Raw genomic sequence first — 18,921 nt, 5'->3', positions numbered from 1 at the left:
GGCCGGACCGGCCCCCTACCGGCCGTCAGAAGTTTTGCCTCCGCGCCCGCACAGCGGTAGCTTTTTGCACTGACTGGTCAGTTCAAAAGCCTGGTTCGAAAGAGGGGGATCGTGGAAGCGCATCCGGACGAGCCGCACGGCGCCGCCGTCGTCGCGGAGGGGTTCGGTCTGAAGGGGCCGCGCGGGTGGGCGTTCCGCGGCATCGGCTTCGAGGCCGCGCCCGGCACGCTCGTCGCGATCGAGGGGCCCTCCGGCTCCGGCCGGACCTGTCTGCTGCTCGCCCTCACCGGCCGCATGAAGGCCCATGAGGGTCACGCCGAGGTCGCCGGGCACCGGTTGCCCCGCAGGATGGCGGCCGTGCGCCGGATCAGCGCGCTTGGGCCGGTGCCGGGCGTCAGCGACCTGGACCCGGCTCTCACCGTCGCCGAGCACCTGCGCGAGCGGGCCCTGCTCCAGCGCCGCTTCGACGGTTCCCTCAAGGCGCTGCTGCGCCCGCCGGGCGAGCGGGCCGCCGAGGCACGGGCCCGGATCGACGAGGCCCTGACGGCCGTCGGGCTCGGCCTGGACGCGCTGCCGAAGGGCGAGCGCACGGCCGTACGGGACCTGGAGCGCCTGGAGGCACTGCGGCTCTCCCTCGCGCTCGCCCTCATCGGCCGGCCCCGGCTGCTCGCCCTGGACGACGCCGACCTCAAGCTCTCCGACGCCGACCGCGCCGAGGCCTGGGCCCTGCTGCGGTCGATCGCCGCGGCCGGCACCACCGTCCTCGCCGTGTGCAGCGAGGCCCCCGAGGGCGCCCTGCGGGTCTCCACGGCCGGCGACCGGGACGAGCCCGCCGCGGTCGCGCCCGGCGCCGGCACCGCCGGGACGAAGACCGCGGAGCCCGCCGCCGACGCCACCGAGCCCGACGGGTCGACGGACGCAGCGGAGCCCGACGAGTCGACCGACACAGCGCAGCCCGACGGGTCGACCGACGCCGCGAAGACCGACGGGTCGACCGACGCGAAGACCGCCGCCGACGCCACGAAGCCCGCCGAGTCGACCGACACCACGAAGACCGAGAAGACCGAGAAGGGGGAGGCCGATGCGCTCGCCGAGGCTCGCCGCGCTTGAGCTGAAGCGGTTCGGCAGGGGGAAGCTGCCGCGGGCCGCGCTCGTCGCGATCCTGCTGCTGCCGCTGCTGTACGGCGCGCTGTACCTGTGGTCGTTCTGGGACCCGTACAGCAGGCTCGACCGGATCCCCGTCGCCCTCGTCAACGAGGACCGCGGCGCCACCGTCGACGGGAAGAAGATCTCCGCGGGCGCCGACATCACCGAGAGCCTGCGCGAGAGCGCCGTCTTCGAGTGGCACGAGGTGAGCGACGCCGAGGCGCGCGAGGGCGTCGAGGACGGCACGTACTACCTGTCCCTCACCATGCCGGCCGACTTCAGCGAGCGGATCGCCTCCAGCTCCGGCGACTCCCCCGAGACCGGCGCCCTCAGGGTCCGGACGAACGACGCCAACAACTACATCGTCGGCCAGATCTCCCGCACGGTGTTCTCCGAGGTACGCACCGCCGCCTCCACCAAGTCCGCGCGCACCTTCCTGGACAAGATCTTCATCTCCTTCTCCGACCTCCACGACGCCACCGCGGACGCCGCCAAGGGCGCCGGCGACCTCAAGGAGGGCGTCGACAAGGCCAAGGCGGGCTCCAAGAACCTGGCCGACGGCCTCAAGGACGCCAAGAAGGGCAGCGGCAGGCTGGCCTCGGGCATCACCCGGCTCGACCAGGGCGCCAAGGACCTGGAGACCGGTTCCCGCAAGGTCGCGAACGGCACCCAGCAGCTCGCCGACAAGGTCAACGGGACCGCCGACAAGGTCCGCCCGTACCTCGCGAACAACGGCAAGTCGATCCGCGACAGCGCCCGGCTGGTCTCCGACTCGGCGACCGCCGTCCGCAACAACCTGGACGACCTGGTGCGCCGCGCCCCGATCGCCCGCAGCGCCGCCCACAAGGCCGACGAGGAGCTGTCCGCGTACTACCGCGAGCAGTGCGTCGACAAGCTCGACCCCCTGAAGGACACCAAGGGCTGCGAGGTCCTCAAGAAGGCATCGGTCAGCGCCGGCGACGTCGCGCGGATCGCCGACGACCTGCACGAGCTGACCAAGGACAGCAAGGGCGACCTGAAGACCCTGGACGCCCGGCTCGCCAAGCTCAAGAAGGACGCCGACGAGCTCGCCCGGCGCTCCCCGCGCCTGGACGAGGACATCGCGGACGCCATCAGGAAGATCAACGAGCTCAACAAGGGCGCCCACCAGGTCGCCGACGGCGCCGACCGGCTGCACACCGGCCTCACCAGCGCCCGCAGCGGTTCGGCCGGCCTCGACACCGGCGTCGGCAAGCTGAAGAAGGGCGCGGGCGAACTCGACGGCGGCCTGTTCAAGCTGGCCGACGGCTCGGGCGAGCTCGCCACCGGCCTCAGCGACGGCCTGAAGAAGATCCCCGACTACGACAAGAACGACCGCGACCGCCGCACCGAGGTGATGGCCGACCCGGTCAAGCTCGCCGCCCAGTCGATGCACAAGGCGCCCAACTACGGCACCGGGTTCGCCCCGTACTTCATCCCGCTCTCCCTCTGGGTCGGCGCGATGGTCGCGTACATGATCATCCAGCCGCTCAACCGGCGGGCCCTGGCCGCCGGCGCCTCCGCCTGGCGGATCGCGCTCGCGGGCTGGCTGCCGGTCGCCGCGATCGGCGTCGCCCAGGTGAGCGCGCTGATGTCCGTGCTCCACTGGGGCCTCGGCCTGCAGATGGCAAGGGCCGCCGGCACCGTCGGCTTCCTCGTCCTGGTGACCTGCTGCTTCGCCGCCATCATCCAGTGGCTCAACGCCAAGTTCGGCGCGGCGGGACGCATCCTGGTGCTCGCGGTGCTGATGCTCCAGCTGACCTCGGCCGGCGGCACCTACCCCGTGCAGACCAGTCCGGGCTTCTTCAACGCCGTCCACCCCTACCTGCCCATGACGTACGTGGTCGAGGCGCTGCGCCGGCTCATCACGGGCGGCGGCATCGGACCGGTGTGGCAGGCGTGCGCCGTGCTCACCGCCTTCACCGTGGGCGCGCTCGCGCTGACCGCGCTGTCCGCCCGCCAGAAGCAGGTGTGGACACTCGACCGGCTCCACCCCGAACTGTCCCTGTGAGCCCCGTGGCGACCGGCGGACCTGTGAGAATCGACCCCATGGACAGCAGCAGCACCAGACGGCAGGCCACCCGCGCCAAGCTCTACGAAGCGGCCGTCACCCTCATCGCGGAGCAGGGCTTCTCGGCGACGACGGTCGACGAGATCGCCGAGCGGGCGGGCGTGGCCAAGGGCACGGTCTACTACAACTTCAAGAGCAAGACCGAGCTCTTCGAGGAGCTGCTGAGGCACGGGGTCGCCCTCCTCGCCGCGTCCCTGCGGGCGGCGGCCGAGGAGACCGCCGGGCGGGGCGGCACCCGGGTGGAGGCGCTGGACGCGATGATCCGGGCCGGTCTGGTCTTCATCGACCGCTACCCGGCCTTCACCCAGCTGTACGTGGCCGAGCTCTGGCGCACCGGACGGGCCTGGAACTCGACCCTCCTGGTGGTCCGTCAGGAGGCCGTCGCGGTGGTGGAGGACGTGCTGCGCGAGGGCGTGGCGGCCGGTGAGCTGAGCGCCGAGATCGATGTGCCGCTGACGGCGTCCGCCCTGGTCGGCATGGTCCTGGTGGCCGCGCTCGACTGGCAGGCCTTCCAGAGCGAGCGCTCCCTCGACGACGTGCACGCGGCCCTCTCGCGGCTGCTGCACGGGCGCGTGGGCGGCTGCTAGGGACACGCGCCCGGCCGGAAGCGAAGAGCGCCGGTCCGGCGAGGCTCGATCCCCCCGAGCCTCGCCGGACCGGCGCTTCTTTCGCACCCCCGTGCTCCCCCGTTCCCCCGTTCCCCCGTATTCCCCGTGTCCCCCGTGTCCCCCGTACCGGCAGGCGCGCGGCCCCGTTCCGCCGCCCCGTGTCGGCGGTTGCGGAGCCGCGCCCCTTCCGTGCGGTCCACTCTCCCTTCCGCGCAGGTCACGGCCCATCCGCGCACCTACTCATCTCGGCTTCTAGGTACGGGTACTCAGAGCTGGCTACGATCGCGGACGTGTCCGTACTCCCCCTGGTCTTCACGAGCGGCTGGGCGAGCGGGATCAACGCGTACGCGGTGGTCCTGCTGCTCGGTGTCTTCGGCGCCACCGGGCTCGCCGACGAGGTGCCCGAGGCGCTGCAACGGCCCGACGTCCTGATCGCCGCCGGAGTGCTGTTCCTGTGCGAGGCGGTCGCCGACAAGATCCCGTACGTCGACAACGTCTGGGACTCCGTCCACACGGTGATCCGGCCGGTCAGCGGGGCCGTGGTCGCCGCGCTGCTCGCCGGGCAGTCCGGTTCGCTGCCGGAGCTGGCGGCGGGTGCGGTCGGCGGCTCCACGGCCCTGCTGAGCCACCTCGTCAAGGCCGGGACGCGGATGGCGGTCAACACCTCGCCGGAGCCCTTCTCCAACATCGCCGTGTCCCTGGCGGAGGACCTCGGGGTCGCCGGCATCGTCACCTTCGCGGTCTTCCATCCGGTCGCGGCGGCCGTCATCGCGGGCGTGCTGCTGGTCGGCGGTCTGGTGATACTGGCCTTCCTCGCCCAGCGCATCCGCCGCTTCTGGCGGCGCCGGGCCCAGCGTCGCGAGGAGCGGCGCCTGGCGGCGGCCGGCCGGCCGCCCTCCGGCTGACCCGGGCACCTTCCGCCTGACCGGGCACCTTCCGGCCGGGCTGTCCGCGGGGGCCGATAGGGTCCCTGACATGGCACGGATTGTGGTGATCGGCGCGGGTCTCGGCGCCATGGCGGCAGCCGCCCGGCTGGCCGTGGCGGGCCACCGCGTGACGGTGTACGAGAGCGGCGGGACGTACGGGGGCGGGGTCCGCCGGTTCGAGCGGGACGGGTTCGGCTACGACACCGGCCCCGGTCTGCTGCACCTGCCCGCCGTCTACCGCGATCTGTTCGTCAAGACCGGCAAGCAGCCGCTCGAAGAGTGCGTGACGCTCACCCAGGTCGACCCGGCGAGCCGTCACGTCTTCGCCGACGGCACCCGCGTCGACCTGCCGAACGCCTCACGCGCGGGCACGGTCGCCGCCCTGGACGCGGCGCTCGGCGCGGGTGCCGGCGAGCGCTGGGGCGACTTCCTGGTGCGGGCCCGCGAGGCCTGGGACCGCACCCGGCGGCCCCTCCTGGAGGAGCCGCAACCCGCGGACCCGGCGCCGCTGGGCCGCGAGCCCTACCCGGCCCTCAAGGCGGGCCTGCTGCGCCGGCCGACGACCACGCTCGCCCAGGTCGGCTCCCGCGAGCTGCGCGACCCGCGGCTGGCCGCGCTCCTCGGCGCGTACGCGTGGAGTTACGGCTTCGACCCGGCGACCGCCCCCGCCGCGGCCGCCGTGCTGCCGTACATGGAGCAGACCTTCGGCAGCTGGTACGTGGGCGGCGGCATCCGAGCGCTCGCGGACGCGGTGTACGAGCGGTGCCGGCAGCGGCGGGTGGAGTTCGTGTTCGACGCGCACGTCGAGCGGATCCTGGAGAAGGACGGCCGGGCGTGCGGGATCGAGCTGGCCGGTGGGGAGGTCGTCGAGGCCGACCACGTCGTGTCGGGCGCGCCGGTGCCGTCGCATCACGACGGGGGCCGGCGACTTTTGCCGCGCGGTCAGGAGCCGCCGCGCGCCGACCGGCCGGACCGCACGGGCCGGGTGACGGTCTGTCTGGCCCTGCGCGGGCCGAGGGAGCCGGACGCCGTGCACCGTACGGTCGTGCACGGCACCGGGGACCTGCCCGGCGTGACCGTGCTGCGGCCGGACGATCCGGCCCTGCGGCCCGACGACGACCACGAGTCGGTGACCGTCACGGCGACCGTCCGCACCGGGGGCGGTCAGGACTGGAGCGCCGTCGCCGAGCGGATGCTGGCCCAGGCCGAGCCGGCCGTCCCCGGGCTGCGGGAGCGGCTGCTGTGGCAGGAGGTCCGCACCCCGCAGGACACGCTGCGCGAGACGGGCGTCGCCGAGGTGCCCGGCCCCGCGCTCGCGGGGGCGGGCGGCCGGCTCCTGCCCGCCGCCAACCCCTCGCCGCTCCCCGGCCTGTACTTCGTCGGCGGCTGGTCCCACCCCGGCGGCGGGCTCGCCCACGCCGGGATGTCGGGGGCGCTGGTGGCCGGGCTGATCGTGGAGGGCGCGGGCTTCCGCGGCTCGCGGTAGCCCGTCAGCGGGTGCGCGGCGGCGCGGCCGGCCCCCGGCAGCCGGTCAGTAGCGGTACTGCTGGTCGTTGCCGCCGCCGTGGCCGTAGTGCTCCTGGCCCGGCTGCGGCTCCTGCCCGGCGTCGGTGTCCCGCTGCTGCGGGACCCAGACGCCGCCGGGCGGGGTGTCGTAGGTGTACGAGGGCGCGTACGGATCCGCGTAGGGCTGCTCGTAGCCGCCGCCGTACTGCGCGCCCGGGTCGTTGTACTGCTGGCCGATGTACGGGTCGGAGTAGGCCGCGTAGCTCTGCCGGCCGACGGTGCCGTAGTCGTACGCGGGCTGCTGCTCGTATCCGGCGGCGGCGTACGGGTCGGCGTACGGCGGCTGCGCCTGCTGCTGGTCGTGGACGGCGCCGTAGACGGCGTACTGGCCGGTCTCCTCGGGCATCGGCAGCGGCTCGTACACCGCCGTGGTCTCGGCGGCCGCCGCGTCCGTCCGGTCCCCGGTGGGGTCGAGCGGACCGGCAGGGTCGACCGGCTCGTACGCGAGGTCGCTGACCTCGAGGGTCGGCCCCTCCTTGGCCGGCGCCGCGGACCTGCGGCGGCGGCTGGCGCCCGGACGGCCGCCCAGGGCCCAGCCGGTGGAGAAGCCGCGCCGGAAGGAGAGCGTCACATAGGTCTGGCCGACGGCGAAGGCGGCGGCGCCGAGGATGATGACGAGCACCGACGGCAGCAGCACGCCGAGGACCACGCCGAGGAAGCCGCCGAAGGCCAGCAGCCGCCAGCGCAGCCGCGCCTTGTACTGCAGGAGCACCTCACCCAGCAGCCACAACGCGACGACACCGAACGCGATGTAGAGGACCGTCCACCCCATGCCCGCCCCTCTCCTACGGCCACCGCCGCGGGTAGGGGCGGGTACGGCCGGTCACGACTGCTGGTGCAGTCCGAGATTCTCGTAGATCTCGAGCGTCGCCCTGGCGTTGTTCAGCGTGATGAAGTGCAGTCCGGGGACACCCTCGGAGAGCAGCCGCGCGCAGAACTCCGTCGCGAACTCGATGCCAATGGAGCGTACAGCGGCCGGATCGTCCTTGACGGCGAGGATCCGTTCTTTCACGTTCTCCGGGAAGACCGCGTTGCTCAGCTGGGGCAGCCGCTCCAGGGTACGGACGCTCACCACGGGCATGACCTCGGGGATGATCGGGGTCTCGCAGCCCGCCTTCTGGACGCTGTCGCGCAGCCGCAGATAGGCCTCCGGGTCGAAGAACATCTGGGTGATGGCGTAGTCGGCGCCGGCCCGGCACTTGTCCACGAAGTGGCGGACGTCGGTGTCCCAGTCGGCGGAGCGCGGGTGCATCTCCGGGAAGGCGGCGACGCCCACGCAGAAGTCGCCCGACTCCTTGATCAGCCGGACGAGGTCGGCGGCGTAGCGCACGCCCTGGGGGTGGGCGACCCACTCGCCGAGCGGGTCGCCCGGCGGGTCGCCGCGGACGGCGAGCATGTTCCGGATCCCGGCGTCGGCGTACTGGCCGAGGATGTTGCGGAGCTCGGCGATCGAGTGGTCGACGGCGGTGAGGTGGGCGACCGGGGTGAGGGTGGTGTCGGAGGCGATCTTCTGGGTGGCCTTGACCGTGCCTCCGCGCGTGGAGCCGCCGGCGCCGTAGGTGACGGAGACGAAGCTCGGCCCGACCGCCTCGATCCGGCGCATGGCGTTCCAGAGGCTCCGCTCGCTCTTCTCGGTCCGGGGCGCGAAGAACTCGAACGAGTACGACGTGTCACCGGAGGCGAGGATGTCGCGGACCGTGCGTGCACGGTCCGAGCGGACGGAAGCGGTACCAAGGGCCATAAGGGCAGGTTAGACGGGGTCTCGGAACGGGGTGAAGCCGAGTCCGCCTTGTGGACACGTTTCAGGACGCCGGCGGGAGGGCTGCCGGACGCCCGGACCGGGACGATCCACCGGGTCGGGGCGGCCGGACCGGGACGATCTACGTGGCAGCGTGCCCCGACCAGGACGATCTACGCGGCAGGGCGCCCCGACCGGGACGATCCACCCGGTCAGGGTGGCCAGACAGGGACGATGTACGTGGCAGGGCGGCCGGGTCCGCCGCCCGTCACCCGAGGCGTTCGCGGACCCGCTTGGCGAGGGCGGCCGCGGCGGCGGCCGGGTCGTCGGCCTCGGTGATGGCGCGGACGACCACGATCCGGCGGGCGCCGGCGTCGAGGACCTCGTCCAGGTTGGTCTCGTCGATGCCGCCGATGGCGAACCAGGGCCGGTCCTGGGCGAGGCCCGCCGCGTACCGCACGAGGCCGAGGCCCGGAGCGTACCGGCCCGGCTTGGTGGGGGTGGGCCAGCAGGGGCCGGTGCAGAAGTAGTCCACGCCCGGCTCGGCGGCGGCCGCGGCCACCTCCTCCTCGGCGTGGCAGGAGCGGCCTATGAGCACCTCGTCGCCCAGGATGGCGCGGGCGGCGGGCACGGGCAGGTCGCCCTGGCCGAGATGCAGGACGTCGGAGCCGATGGCGTGGGCGACGTCGGCCCGGTCGTTGACGGCGAGGAGCTTGCCGTGGCGGCGGCAGGCCTCGGCGAAGACGGCCAGGTGCTCCAGCTCCTCGCCGGCCTCCATGCCCTTGTCGCGGAGCTGCACGATGTCCACGCCGGAGGAGAGCACGGCGTCCAGGAAGGCGGGCAGGTCGCCCTGCCGCTTGCGGGCGTCGGTGCACAGGTAGAGCCGGGCGTCGGCGAGCCGGGCGCGAGGCGTGGACATGGGCGTCCCCCCTTGGTGGATGGTGCCGGTGCCGGGACGGCCTGAAGGGCCGCCCCGGCACCCGCGGTGCTGTCGTGGGTCCGCTCGGCGAGCGTCCCCCGTGTTCGCGATGCCTCGGTGCGGCGCCGCGTCAGACGGCGAGCGCCTGGGCGCGGCGCTTCACCTCCGTGCCGCGATTCTCGCCGAGGGCCTGCGCGGGGGTGCCGGGCAGGGTCGGGTCGGGAGTGAAGAGCCACTCCAGCATCTCTTCGTCGGTGAAGCCGTCGTCCCGCAGGAGCGTCAGGGTGCCCGCGAGGCCCTTGACGACCTTGCCGCCCTGGATGAAGGCGGCAGGCACCTGCAGCGCCTTGTTCTCCCCACGGCGGACGGCGATGAGCTGGCCCTCCTTGACCAGCTGCCGCACGCGCGTCACCTCGACGTCGAGCATTTCCGCGATGTCGGGGAGGTAGAGCCAGGCGGGGACGAGAGCATCGATCTTTGCGTCAATCTCGGTCACGGGACAAGCGTGCCATCCCGGACTGACAGCCGGTAGTCGGGCCCTACCGGACTGCCGCCTTCAGGGGTACGGAGGGGTCCGCGGCCCGCTCCCGGTCGACGGGCGTGCCGTGCTCGATCAGCCGTCGCCCCTGGGCCAGGTCGCGGGGGCGGCCCACCGCCAGCAGGGCCACGAGCGCGTCGCCGCGCAGCCAGAGGACGGTCCAGGCCGCGTCGGCGGGGTCGCCGCGCCACAGCAGGGTGTCGGCGGCGCCGTGGTGCCCGGCGTACTGCACGAAACGGCCGAACTGCTCGGACCAGAAGTAGGGCACCGGGTCGTAGGGCGCGGCGGTCTCGCCGAGGATGTCGGCGGCGACGGTGCGGGGGCCCTGGAGGGCGTTGTCCCAGTGGTGGACCAGGAGCCGTTCGCCGTAACGGGCGGACGGGAAGGAGGCGCAGTCGCCGACCGCGTACACGTCGGGCAGCGTGGTGCGCAGGTGGTCGTCGGCGGTGAGCGCGCCGCTCGGGTCGAGGGCGGCCCCCGAGCCCGCGAGCCAGCCGGTGGCGGGGCGGGCGCCGATGCCGACGACGACGGCGTCGGCGGGCAGTTCGCGGGGCGCGGCGGCGGCGGAGGCGCGGTCGGAAACCGGGGTTTCCGCGCGGTCGGGGGCCTGGGCCGGGGCGGAGGCCCGGGTTCCCTCGGGGGCGGTGGTGGGGGCGAGGAGGACCCGTCCCTGCTCGACGCGCTCCACGCGTGCGTGGAGGAGGAGTTCGGTGCCGCTCTCGGCGTACCAGGCGGCCATCGGGGCGGTCACCTCGGCGGGCAGGGCGCCGGCGAGGGGCCGGTCCGCGGCCTCGACGACGGTGACGGCGCAGCCGGCCTCGCGGGCGGCGGTGGCGAACTCGGCGCCGATCCAGCCGGCGCCGACGACGACGATGTCGTGACGGCGTTCGAGGACCGGCTTGAGCCGGGCGGCGTCGTCGAGGGTGCGCAGCAGATGCACCCCGGGAACGCCCTCGCCGCCGGGCAGGGTGAGCGGCTGGGCGCCGGTGGCGACGACGAGCGTGTCGTACGGGACGGGGCCGGCCTCGGTGTCGACCTCGTGGTCGGCCGCGCGCAGTCCGGTGACCTCGACGCCGAGGCGGAGTTCGACGCCGAGGGCGTCGAAGTCGATGTCGAAGGCCGAGCCCTCGGCCGTGCCGAGCAGGACCGCCTTGGACAGCGGCGGCCGGTCGTAGGGCTGGTGGGGTTCGGCGCCGATGAGGGTGACCGGACCGGTGAAGCCCTGTTCGCGCAGGGCGACGGCGGTCTGGACCCCGGCCATGCCGGCGCCCACGATCACGACCCGCCGCTGTGTCCGCTGTGTCTGCTTCTGCTCGCTCACCCGATCACCTTACGCAGCTGACGCAACGTCAGGAAGGCAGCTGCTCGACGAAACTGGTGCCGGCGCCTTCCTGGGACTCCCATGCCCAGCTCTCCTCCAGCCGGAGGCGCCCGTCCGGCAGCTCCACCACGGTCGACACACAGTGCCCGGAAGAGGTGGATCCGTCCTGCTTCAACTGGACGTAGCGGAAGTCGAGCCGGTCCCCCGCGCGCGTGCCGACGAGACTTCCCCGGACCACGTCCCCGCCGGCGTACTCGGCCCAGATCCGGCCGTCCTCCTCGTGATACGTGAACCGGGTGCGGGTACCGACCTGGCCGGGGGCCTGGTCGGCGACGGGGGCGAAGACCAGTCCGTCGAGGGATCGCGCCACGTGGAGGCTCCCTTACGGGGTGTCGGGGGCGGGGGTTAGTCTGACCGTCAACGTAGAGCACTCGCGGGAGCCCGGACGCACCGGGCTGAGAGGGAGGCTGACCGGCCTCCGACCGTACGAACCTGATCCGGGTCATGCCGGCGAAGGGAGGGGCTGGACGCCCATGTCGCGTACACCGAGCACGTCCGACGTCCTCGTCATCGGGGGCGGCGTCATCGGTCTGGTCACGGCGTGGCGGGCCGCGCAGCGCGGGCTGCGCACCGCCGTGGCCGACCCCGAACCGGGCGGCGGGGCCGCCCGGGTGGCGGCGGGCATGCTCGCCGCCGTCACCGAGCTCCACTACGGCGAGGAGACCCTTCTCGGGCTCAACCTCGCCTCCGCCCGCCGCTATCCGGACTTCGTCGCCGAACTCGCCGAGACCACCGGCCACGACGTCGGCTACCGCGCGTGCGGCACCCTCGCCGTCGCGCTCGACGCCGACGACCGGGCCCACCTGCGCGAACTGCACGCCCTGCAGACCCGTTGCGGACTCGCCTCCGAGTGGCTGACCGGCCGCGAGTGCCGCCGCCTCGAACCGATGCTGGCCCCCGGCGTGCGGGGCGGGCTGCGCGTGGACGGCGACCACCAGGTCGATCCGCGCCGGCTCGCCGACGCGCTCGTGACCGCCTGCGAGCGGGCCGGGGTGGTCTTCCACCGTTCCACGGCGGAGCGGCTCACGGTGGTCGGCGACCGGGCCCGCGGCGCGGTCCTGGCCGACGGGACCGAGCGGGCGGCGGACCAGGTGGTGCTGGCCGCGGGCAGTCTGAGCGGCCGGCTCGCCGGCGTACCGGCGGACGTGCTGCCGCCCGTACGGCCCGTGAAGGGGCAGGTGCTGCGGCTGCGCGTGCCGCCCGCGTACGCGCCGTTCCTCTCCCGGACGGTCCGGGCGGTGGTGCGCGGCAGCCATGTCTACCTCGTCCCGCGCGAGAACGGCGAGCTCGTCGTCGGCGCCACCAGCGAGGAGCTCGGCTGGGACACGACCGTCACCGCGGGCGGGGTGTACGAGCTGCTGCGCGACGCGCACGAACTGGTGCCCGGCATCACCGAGCTGCCGCTCACCGAGACCCGCGCCGGGCTGCGGCCCGGCTCACCCGACAACGCGCCGCTGCTGGGCCCGAGCGCCCTGCCCGGACTGCACCTGGCCACCGGCCACTACCGCAACGGGGTGCTGCTCACCCCCGTCACCGGCGATGTCATGGCGGAGGCGCTCACGACCGGCACGCTGCCGGACGAGGCGCGCCCGTTCACCGCCCTTCGCTTCTCCTCCGCGCATCTGGAGCACGCATGAACGCATCCGTGAACACGTCCGCCGACGCATCCCTCACCGTGTCCGTCAATGGAGAGGCCCGCGTCCTGGCGGGCCCGGTCTCCCTCGACGCCCTCGTCGCCACCCTCACCACGGCCTCGGCCGGAGTGGCCGCCGCCGTCAACGAGACCGTCGTGCCGCGCGGCCGGTGGGCCACGACCGTGCTCGGCGACGGCGACCGGATCGAGGTCCTCACCGCGGTACAGGGAGGCTGAGCGCGATGTCCGACGACGTCTTCCTGCTCGGCGGTACGGAGTTCTCCTCCCGCCTGATCATGGGCACCGGCGGGGCGCCCAGCCTCGACGTGCTCGAACGCTCCCTCGTCGCCAGCGGCACGGAGCTGACCACCGTGGCCATGCGCCGCCTCGATCCGAACGTACGCGGCTCGGTGCTGTCGGTCCTGGAACGGCTGGGCATCCGGGTCCTGCCGAACACGGCGGGCTGCTACACGGCGGGCGAGGCGGTCCTGACGGCCCGGCTGGCCCGGGAGGCACTCGGCACGGAGTGGGTGAAGCTGGAGGTCATCGCCGACGAGCGGACCCTACTCCCGGACGGCGAGGAGCTGCTCGCGGCGGCGGAGACGCTGGTGGACGACGGTTTCATCGTCCTGCCGTACACGAATGACGACCCGGTGCTGGCCCGGAAGCTGGAGGACGCCGGCTGCGCCGCGATCATGCCGCTGGGTTCGCCCATCGGGTCCGGCCTCGGCATCCGCAACCCGCACAACTTCGAGCTGATCGTGGAGCGGGCGGGGGTGCCGGTGATCCTGGACGCGGGGGCGGGGACGGCGTCCGACGCGGCGCAGGCGATGGAGCTGGGGTGCGCGGCGGTGATGCTGGCCTCGGCCGTGACGCGGGCGCAGGAGCCGGTGCTGATGGCGGAGGCGATGCGGCACGCGGTCGAGGCGGGGCGCCTGGCGTACCGTGCGGGGCGCATCCCGCGCCGCCACTTCGCGGAGGCGTCGTCCCCGCGCGACGGCCGCGCCCACCTGGACCCCGAACGCCCGGCCTTCTGACCGACGGGTCTCCTCCCCCGCCCCCTTCCCGGGGGTGGGGGCGTTTCCCGGGGCTCCGCGGCCCGGCCCCCTTGCCAGGGCCGCCCCCTGGCCCGGCCCCTGGCCCCGCGCCAGGGCGGTCTCCCGCCGAGGCCCGCGTCACAGGTGCGCTGCAACCCCACGGGGGCGGGCCGGGAGGGTGGCCCGCCCTCGTAGACTCGACGGGTGGACACGACCCTCCAGGACCCCCTCGTCGGGCGGCTGCTCGACGGCCGCTACCGCGTCGAGGCGCGGGTGGCCGTCGGTGGGATGGCCACGGTCTACCGGGCCGTGGACACCCGACTCGACCGGGTGCTCGCGCTCAAGGTGATGCACCCGGACCTGGCCACGGACGCCGCGTTCGTGGAGCGGTTCATGCGCGAGGCCAAGTCCGTCGCGCGGCTCGCGCACCCGAACGTGGTCGGGGTCTTCGACCAGGGCGCGGACGGGGCGTACGTGTACCTGGCGATGGAGTACGTCGCCGGATGCACGCTGCGCGACGTGCTGCGCGAGCGCGGTGCGCTCCAGCCCCGTGCGGCGCTGGACGTGCTGGAGCCGGTGCTCGCCGCGCTGGGGGCCGCGCACCGGGCCGGGTTCGTGCACCGGGACATGAAGCCGGAGAACGTCCTGATCGGGGACGACGGCCGGGTGAAGGTGGCCGACTTCGGGCTGGTGCGCGCCGTGGGCTCGGCCACGGACACCACCGGTGCCGTCCTCGGCACCGTGTCGTACCTCGCGCCGGAGCAGATCGAGCACGGCACCGCCGACACCCGCGCCGACGTGTACGCGTGCGGTGTCGTCCTCTACGAGATGCTGACGGGCGCCAAGCCGCACTCCGGGGACACCCCCGCCCAGGTCCTGTACCGGCATCTGAACACCGACGTCCCGGCGCCCTCCGCCGTCGTCCCGGGCCTGCCCGCGGAGCTGGACGAGCTGGTGGCGAGCGCCACCGCGCGGGACCCCGAGGCCCGCCCGTACGACGCGGTCGCGCTGCTGGCCCTGACCCGTGAGGCGCGCGCCGCCCTCAGCGAGGAGCAGCTGGACGCCGTACCGCCGCAGGCCCGGGACGGGGCACGGAGCCACGCGGAGGACCGGACCAGCGTGATTCCGCGGATCCGTCCGCTGCCGGTCGAGCACACGAGCCGGCTGCCCGCTCCCCCGGTTCCCGATCCGGCCCCGGGCCCGGTCGCGGCGCCCCGCCGCCGGGCGTTCCTGGTCGTCGCCGCCGTCCTGCTGGCCCTCGGCCTCGGGACGGGTGTCTGGTACATCAACTCGGGCCAGTTCACGCGCGTCCCCGCCGTCCTCGGCCAGACCGAGGCGCAGGCCACGCAGCGGCTCGCCGACGCCGGTCTCGACGTCGGCACCACCGAGCGCGCGTACAGCGACGTGTACGAGCGCGGCACGGTCATGGCCGTCGACCCGGCGCCCGGCGAGCGGATCCGCGGCAACGACACGGTGACGCTCACCCTCTCGCGCGGGCCGAGGATCGTGAAGGTGCCGAACCTGAAGGGCACACCGCTCGCGGAGGCGAAGAAGACGCTGGCCGAGGAGGGCCTGGCGCCGGGCGTGATCACGTACGCCTTCAGCCCGTCCGTCGCCCAGGGCGCGGTGATCGGCTCCGATCCGGAGCCCGGCACCGAGCGGAGCCCGGACTCGGCGGTCGCCCTGGTGGTCAGCAAGGGCGTGCCGATCGAGATCCCGGACGTCACCGGCGAGTCGGTGCCGGACGCCACGGCCACGCTCCAGGCGGCGGGCCTCAAGGTGGCGGTGGCGGCGGAGCGGATCCACTCCCCGGAGGACCCGGGCGCGGTGGCCGCGCAGTCCCTCGCCGAGGGCAGCCGGGCCGCCAAGGGCGACACGATCACCCTGACCGTGTCCAAGGGGCCCCGGATGACCGAGGTCCCGGACGTCGTCGGCATGAAGACGGACGAGGCCCGCGGCGAGCTGGAGGCGGCCGGCTTCCAGGTGAAGGTCGAGAAGACCTTCCCGTTCCTCGGCGACACCGTCACCGGCCAGTCCGTCGAGGGCGGCTCGGACGCCGCCGAGGGCTCGACCATCACCATCACGATCAAGGGACTGTAGAGACTCATGCGCAACCCCGTCGGCGGCCATGTCCCCGTGGCCGGCGGCCTCGCCAGAACCGGTCTCGGCTACGCACGCGAGCTCGGGGCCGAGGCCGTGCAGGTCTTCGTCGCCAATCCGCGCGGCTGGGCCACCCCGGCCGGCAATCCGGCCCAGGACGAGCTGTTCCGGGCCGGCTGCGAGGCCGAGGGGATCTCCGCCTGGGTGCACGCCCCGTACCTGATCAACTTCGGCTCCCACACCGAGGCGACGGTGGACAGGTCGGTGGAGTCGCTGCGCCACTCGCTGCGCCGCGGCCGGGAGATCGGCGCGAAGGGGGTCGTGGTGCACACCGGTTCGGCGACCGGTGGCCGCCCGCGCGCGGAGGCGCTCGCGCAGGTGCGGGAGCGGATGCTGCCGCTGCTCGACGAGCTGACGCACGAGGACGACCCGTATCTGCTCATCGAGTCGACGGCCGGGCAGGGTTCCTCCCTGTGCTCGCGGGCGGAGGACTTCGGCCCGTACTTCGACGCCCTGGAGCGGCATCCGAAGCTGGGCATCTGCCTCGACACCTGCCACATCTTCGCCGCCGGCCACGACCTGACGGGCCCGGACGGCGCGACCCGCACCCTCGACGAGCTGGTGGAAGTGGTCGGCGAGGGCCGGCTGAAGCTCATCCACGCCAACGACTCGAAGGACGTCGTGGGGGCGCACAAGGACCGGCACGCGAACATCGGCGCGGGGCACATCGGACAGGAGGCCTTCGGGAACCTGCTGGGGCATCCGGCCACCGCGGGCGTCCCGTTGATCATCGAGACGCCGGGCGGGACGCAGGGGCACAAGGCGGACGTGGAGCTGCTGAAGAAGCTGCGGTGACGGACCGCGCGGAAAACCGCGTTGAGGAATACCCTAGGGGGGTATAAGTTCCTGCGTACGGAGGAACCGCTACCCGAACTTGGGGGCACCCATGCAGCACGACGCGCACGCCCACCACCAGCAGCACACCCCGGAACACCACCAGCAGCACCAGGGCCACCACCAGCACCACGGACACGGCGACGGACACGGACAGGGACACGGACACGGCCCCGTCTCCTGGGCCATGGCCGCCAAGGCCACCCTGCACTGCCTCACCGGCTGCGCCATCGGCGAGGTGCTCGGCATGATCATCGGCACCGCGCTGGGCTGGGGCAACGCCCCCACCATGGCGCTCGCGATCGTCCTGGCGTTCTTCTTCGGCTACTCGCTGACCCTCTGGGCGGTCGTACGGGCCGGACTGACCCTGAAGGCCGCGATCGGCGTCGCCCTGGCCGCCGACACCCTGTCCATCACCGTGATGGAGATCGTCGACAACGGGGTCCTGCTCCTCGTCCCCGGCGCGATGGACGCGCACCTCTCGGACGGGCTGTTCTGGGGCGCCCTGGCCTTCGCCTTCCTGGTCGCCTTCCTGGTCACGACCCCCGTCAACAAGTGGATGATCGGGCGCGGCAAGGGCCACGCCGTCGTCCACCAGTACCACTGACCACCGTCACCGCGACGGCCCGCTGGAGCGACGGCCCGCTAGAGCTCGGGGCCGTCGCCCGGCTCCTCCTGGTACGAGTAGCGCTGCTCCCGCCACGGGTCACCGATGTTGTGGTAGCCGCGCTCCTCCCAGAAGCCGCGCCGGTCGGCGGCCATGTACTCCACGCCCCGGACCCACTTGGGCCCCTTCCAGGCGTACAGGTGCGGCACCACGAGCCGCAGCGGGAAGCCGTGTTCGGCGGTGAGCAGTTCGCCGTCCTTGTGGGTGGCGAAGATCGTCTGCTCGGAGGCGAAGTCCGCGAGGCGCATGTTGGCGCTGTAGCCGTACTCCGCCCAGACCATCACATGGGTGACGCCGGGAGCGGGCGGGGCCAGCTCCAGGATCGTCCGGGCCGGCACTCCGCCCCATTCGGCCCCCAGCATGCTGAACTTCGTCACGCAGTGCAGGTCGGCCACGACGGTGGCGAAGGGCAGCGCCGAGAACTCCTCGTGGTTCCAGCAGTGCTTGTCGCCGTCGGCGGTCGCCCCGAAGACCCGGAACTCCCAGCGCTCCGGCTTGAAACGCGGCACGGGGCCGTAGTGGGTGACCGGCCAGCCGCGCTGGAGCCGCTGCCCCGGCGGAAGTTCCGACGCCGCCGACGCTGCTGCTTCGCGGCGTGCTCCGCCCTCCTCCGGCTGACCCATGTCATCCATGGTGACAGACCGCGAGGGGTGGTCATGACCAGCCATGCCCTGTTCATCCCGGCGATATTCTGACAATTAAGGCAACCCACAGTAAGCCTGCACTTACTGGACGCCACCCATGCGCGCTGCAAGGATGCGGCCATCCTGCCCAGTGGCGGCACCGACATGCGTGGAAGGATCCTGAAGCTATGCAGGGCGACCCCGAGGTCCTCGAGTTCCTCAACGAGCAGCTGACCGGCGAGCTGACGGCGATCAACCAGTACTGGCTGCACTACCGCATCCAGGACAACAAGGGCTGGACCAAGCTCGCGAAGTACACCCGCGAAGAGTCCATCGACGAGATGAAGCACGCGGACAAGCTGACCGAGCGCATCCTCATGCTCGACGGTCTGCCCAACTACCAGCGGCTCTTCCATGTCCGCGTGGGCCAGACGGTCAAGGAGATGTTCGAGGCCGACCGCCAGGTCGAGGTGGAGGCGATCGACCGCCTGAAGCGCGGGATCGAGGTCATGCGCGCCAAGGGCGACATCACCTCGGCGAACCTCTTCGAGGAGATCCTGGCGGACGAGGAGCACCACATCGACTACCTCGACACCCAGCTGGAACTCATCGAGCAGCTCGGTGAGGCGCTCTACTGCTCGACGCTGATCGAGCAGCCGAGCTAGACGGCCCCGGCGAGGCGGCCGCGGCCGCTCGGCCGGGCGGCTAGGCAGCCAGGCGGCTAGGCGGCCTCGGAGAGATCCTCGGCGAGGTCCTCCGCGGGGGCGAGGTCCTCCACGGTGAGGAGGTCGGCGCCGAGGGCCGGCATGCCCTGGTCGACGAGCTCGCGACGCGGGCAGTTGCCGCGCCCGAGAATGGCCTGAATGCGTCGTACACACGAGCCGCAGTCGGTGCCCGCCTTGCAGGCGGACGCGATCTGGCGGGGCGTACAGGCGCCGGCTTCCGCGTGCTCCTTGACCTGCTTCTCCGTCACTGCGAAGCATGAGCAGACGTACACGCGGTTCACCTCCCGCCGAGATCGATTAGGTTTACCTAACCTTACCCGGCGCCGGGTAG

20 protein-coding genes and 1 riboswitch are annotated in these 18,921 nt (G+C 73.2%); of the genes, 12 read left to right on the top strand and 8 right to left on the bottom strand.

All coding sequences use genetic code 11. The annotated features are described in order from the left end of the window. The first annotated feature begins 111 nt into the window (after positions 1 to 111). The 5 genes from ABTZ91_RS17495 (at position 112) to ABTZ91_RS17475 (ending at position 6,255) form a co-directional block, all read left to right on the top strand. On the top strand, positions 112 to 1,110 hold the full coding sequence (locus ABTZ91_RS17495; protein ID WP_352078036.1) for an ATP-binding cassette domain-containing protein: 999 nt from the start codon (positions 112 to 114) through the stop codon (positions 1,108 to 1,110). Further along, entirely contained in the window at positions 1,082 to 3,175 is a 2,094-nt protein-coding gene (locus tag ABTZ91_RS17490; protein WP_352078035.1) for a YhgE/Pip domain-containing protein, read from the top strand. Before ABTZ91_RS17495 ends, ABTZ91_RS17490 begins: the two co-directional genes overlap by 29 nt. A gap of 38 nt (positions 3,176 to 3,213) precedes the next feature. Next, a complete protein-coding gene (locus tag ABTZ91_RS17485) occupies positions 3,214 to 3,822 on the top strand; it encodes a TetR/AcrR family transcriptional regulator (protein ID WP_352078034.1) in 609 nt (202 codons plus the stop codon). Positions 3,823 to 4,133: 311 nt separating this feature from the next. Then, complete coding sequence (locus ABTZ91_RS17480) at positions 4,134 to 4,748, top strand: DUF4126 domain-containing protein (RefSeq protein WP_352078033.1); 615 nt, start codon at positions 4,134 to 4,136, stop codon at positions 4,746 to 4,748. 70 nt (positions 4,749 to 4,818) lie between these two features. Further along, entirely contained in the window at positions 4,819 to 6,255 is a 1,437-nt protein-coding gene (locus tag ABTZ91_RS17475; protein WP_352078032.1) for an NAD(P)/FAD-dependent oxidoreductase, read from the top strand. Between the two features lie 45 nt (positions 6,256 to 6,300). Here the strand turns inward: ABTZ91_RS17475 and ABTZ91_RS17470 are convergent, their stop codons facing one another. The 6 genes from ABTZ91_RS17470 to ABTZ91_RS17445 form a co-directional block, all read right to left on the bottom strand. Then, complete coding sequence (locus ABTZ91_RS17470; RefSeq protein WP_352078031.1) at positions 6,301 to 7,107, bottom strand: hypothetical protein; 807 nt, start codon at positions 7,105 to 7,107, stop codon at positions 6,301 to 6,303. Positions 7,108 to 7,158: 51 nt separating this feature from the next. Beyond that, positions 7,159 to 8,076, bottom strand: a complete 918-nt coding sequence (metF, locus tag ABTZ91_RS17465) for a methylenetetrahydrofolate reductase [NAD(P)H] (protein ID WP_352078030.1) — start codon at positions 8,074 to 8,076, stop codon at positions 7,159 to 7,161. Between the two features lie 265 nt (positions 8,077 to 8,341). Beyond that, positions 8,342 to 8,992, bottom strand: a complete 651-nt coding sequence (gene thiE, locus ABTZ91_RS17460) for a thiamine phosphate synthase (protein WP_352078029.1) — start codon at positions 8,990 to 8,992, stop codon at positions 8,342 to 8,344. A gap of 130 nt (positions 8,993 to 9,122) precedes the next feature. Next, entirely contained in the window at positions 9,123 to 9,488 is a 366-nt protein-coding gene (locus tag ABTZ91_RS17455; RefSeq protein ID WP_352078028.1) for an Rv2175c family DNA-binding protein, read from the bottom strand. Positions 9,489 to 9,531: 43 nt separating this feature from the next. Continuing rightward, the gene (locus ABTZ91_RS17450; RefSeq protein ID WP_352078027.1) at positions 9,532 to 10,851 is read right to left on the bottom strand and encodes an FAD-dependent oxidoreductase; all 1,320 of its coding nucleotides are present in this window, start codon (positions 10,849 to 10,851) and stop codon (positions 9,532 to 9,534) included. A gap of 28 nt (positions 10,852 to 10,879) precedes the next feature. Then, positions 10,880 to 11,221 carry a hypothetical protein gene (locus ABTZ91_RS17445; protein WP_352078026.1) on the bottom strand — a complete coding sequence of 114 codons (342 nt, stop codon included), beginning with the start codon at positions 11,219 to 11,221 and terminating at the stop codon, positions 10,880 to 10,882. Positions 11,222 to 11,274: 53 nt separating this feature from the next. Next, a riboswitch (TPP riboswitch) is annotated at positions 11,275 to 11,387 on the top strand. Between ABTZ91_RS17445 and thiO the strand changes: the two genes are divergently transcribed. The 6 genes from thiO to ABTZ91_RS17415 all read left to right on the top strand — a co-directional run bounded on the left by thiO (position 11,385) and on the right by ABTZ91_RS17415 (position 17,182). Beyond that, on the top strand, positions 11,385 to 12,548 hold the full coding sequence (gene thiO / locus ABTZ91_RS17440; RefSeq protein ID WP_352078025.1) for a glycine oxidase ThiO: 1,164 nt from the start codon (positions 11,385 to 11,387) through the stop codon (positions 12,546 to 12,548). It overlaps the preceding riboswitch by 3 nt. Next, a complete protein-coding gene (gene thiS, locus ABTZ91_RS17435; RefSeq protein ID WP_352078024.1) occupies positions 12,545 to 12,781 on the top strand; it encodes a sulfur carrier protein ThiS in 237 nt (78 codons plus the stop codon). The genes thiO and thiS overlap by 4 nt, the downstream gene beginning before the upstream one ends. Before the next feature lie 5 nt (positions 12,782 to 12,786). Then, on the top strand, positions 12,787 to 13,581 hold the full coding sequence (locus ABTZ91_RS17430; protein WP_352078023.1) for a thiazole synthase: 795 nt from the start codon (positions 12,787 to 12,789) through the stop codon (positions 13,579 to 13,581). A gap of 204 nt (positions 13,582 to 13,785) precedes the next feature. After that, positions 13,786 to 15,681: a Stk1 family PASTA domain-containing Ser/Thr kinase gene (pknB, locus tag ABTZ91_RS17425; RefSeq protein ID WP_352078022.1), complete on the top strand. Its 1,896-nt coding sequence runs from the start codon at positions 13,786 to 13,788 to the stop codon at positions 15,679 to 15,681. A 6-nt stretch (positions 15,682 to 15,687) separates the two neighbouring features. Further along, positions 15,688 to 16,536, top strand: coding sequence for a deoxyribonuclease IV (locus ABTZ91_RS17420; RefSeq protein ID WP_352078021.1), 849 nt, complete (start codon positions 15,688 to 15,690; stop codon positions 16,534 to 16,536). Positions 16,537 to 16,627: 91 nt separating this feature from the next. Continuing rightward, positions 16,628 to 17,182, top strand: coding sequence for a DUF4396 domain-containing protein (locus ABTZ91_RS17415; protein ID WP_352078020.1), 555 nt, complete (start codon positions 16,628 to 16,630; stop codon positions 17,180 to 17,182). Between the two features lie 38 nt (positions 17,183 to 17,220). On the opposite strand, the gene ABTZ91_RS17410 is transcribed toward ABTZ91_RS17415, so the two are convergent. Continuing rightward, complete coding sequence (locus ABTZ91_RS17410; RefSeq protein WP_352078019.1) at positions 17,221 to 17,865, bottom strand: sulfite oxidase-like oxidoreductase; 645 nt, start codon at positions 17,863 to 17,865, stop codon at positions 17,221 to 17,223. Between the two features lie 188 nt (positions 17,866 to 18,053). Here ABTZ91_RS17410 and bfr point away from each other — a divergent pair, with 188 nt between their 5' ends. Then, positions 18,054 to 18,530 carry a bacterioferritin gene (gene bfr, locus ABTZ91_RS17405; protein ID WP_309549481.1) on the top strand — a complete coding sequence of 159 codons (477 nt, stop codon included), beginning with the start codon at positions 18,054 to 18,056 and terminating at the stop codon, positions 18,528 to 18,530. A 56-nt stretch (positions 18,531 to 18,586) separates the two neighbouring features. On the opposite strand, the gene ABTZ91_RS17400 is transcribed toward bfr, so the two are convergent. Beyond that, the gene (locus ABTZ91_RS17400; protein WP_352078018.1) at positions 18,587 to 18,871 is read right to left on the bottom strand and encodes a (2Fe-2S)-binding protein; all 285 of its coding nucleotides are present in this window, start codon (positions 18,869 to 18,871) and stop codon (positions 18,587 to 18,589) included. Between the last annotated feature and the right edge of the window lie 50 nt (positions 18,872 to 18,921).

The organism is Streptomyces sp. NPDC126499 (assembly GCF_040302485.1).
GTDB lineage: Bacteria > Actinomycetota > Actinomycetes > Streptomycetales > Streptomycetaceae > Streptomyces.
This window is presented reverse-complemented; position numbering and strand designations above follow the sequence as displayed.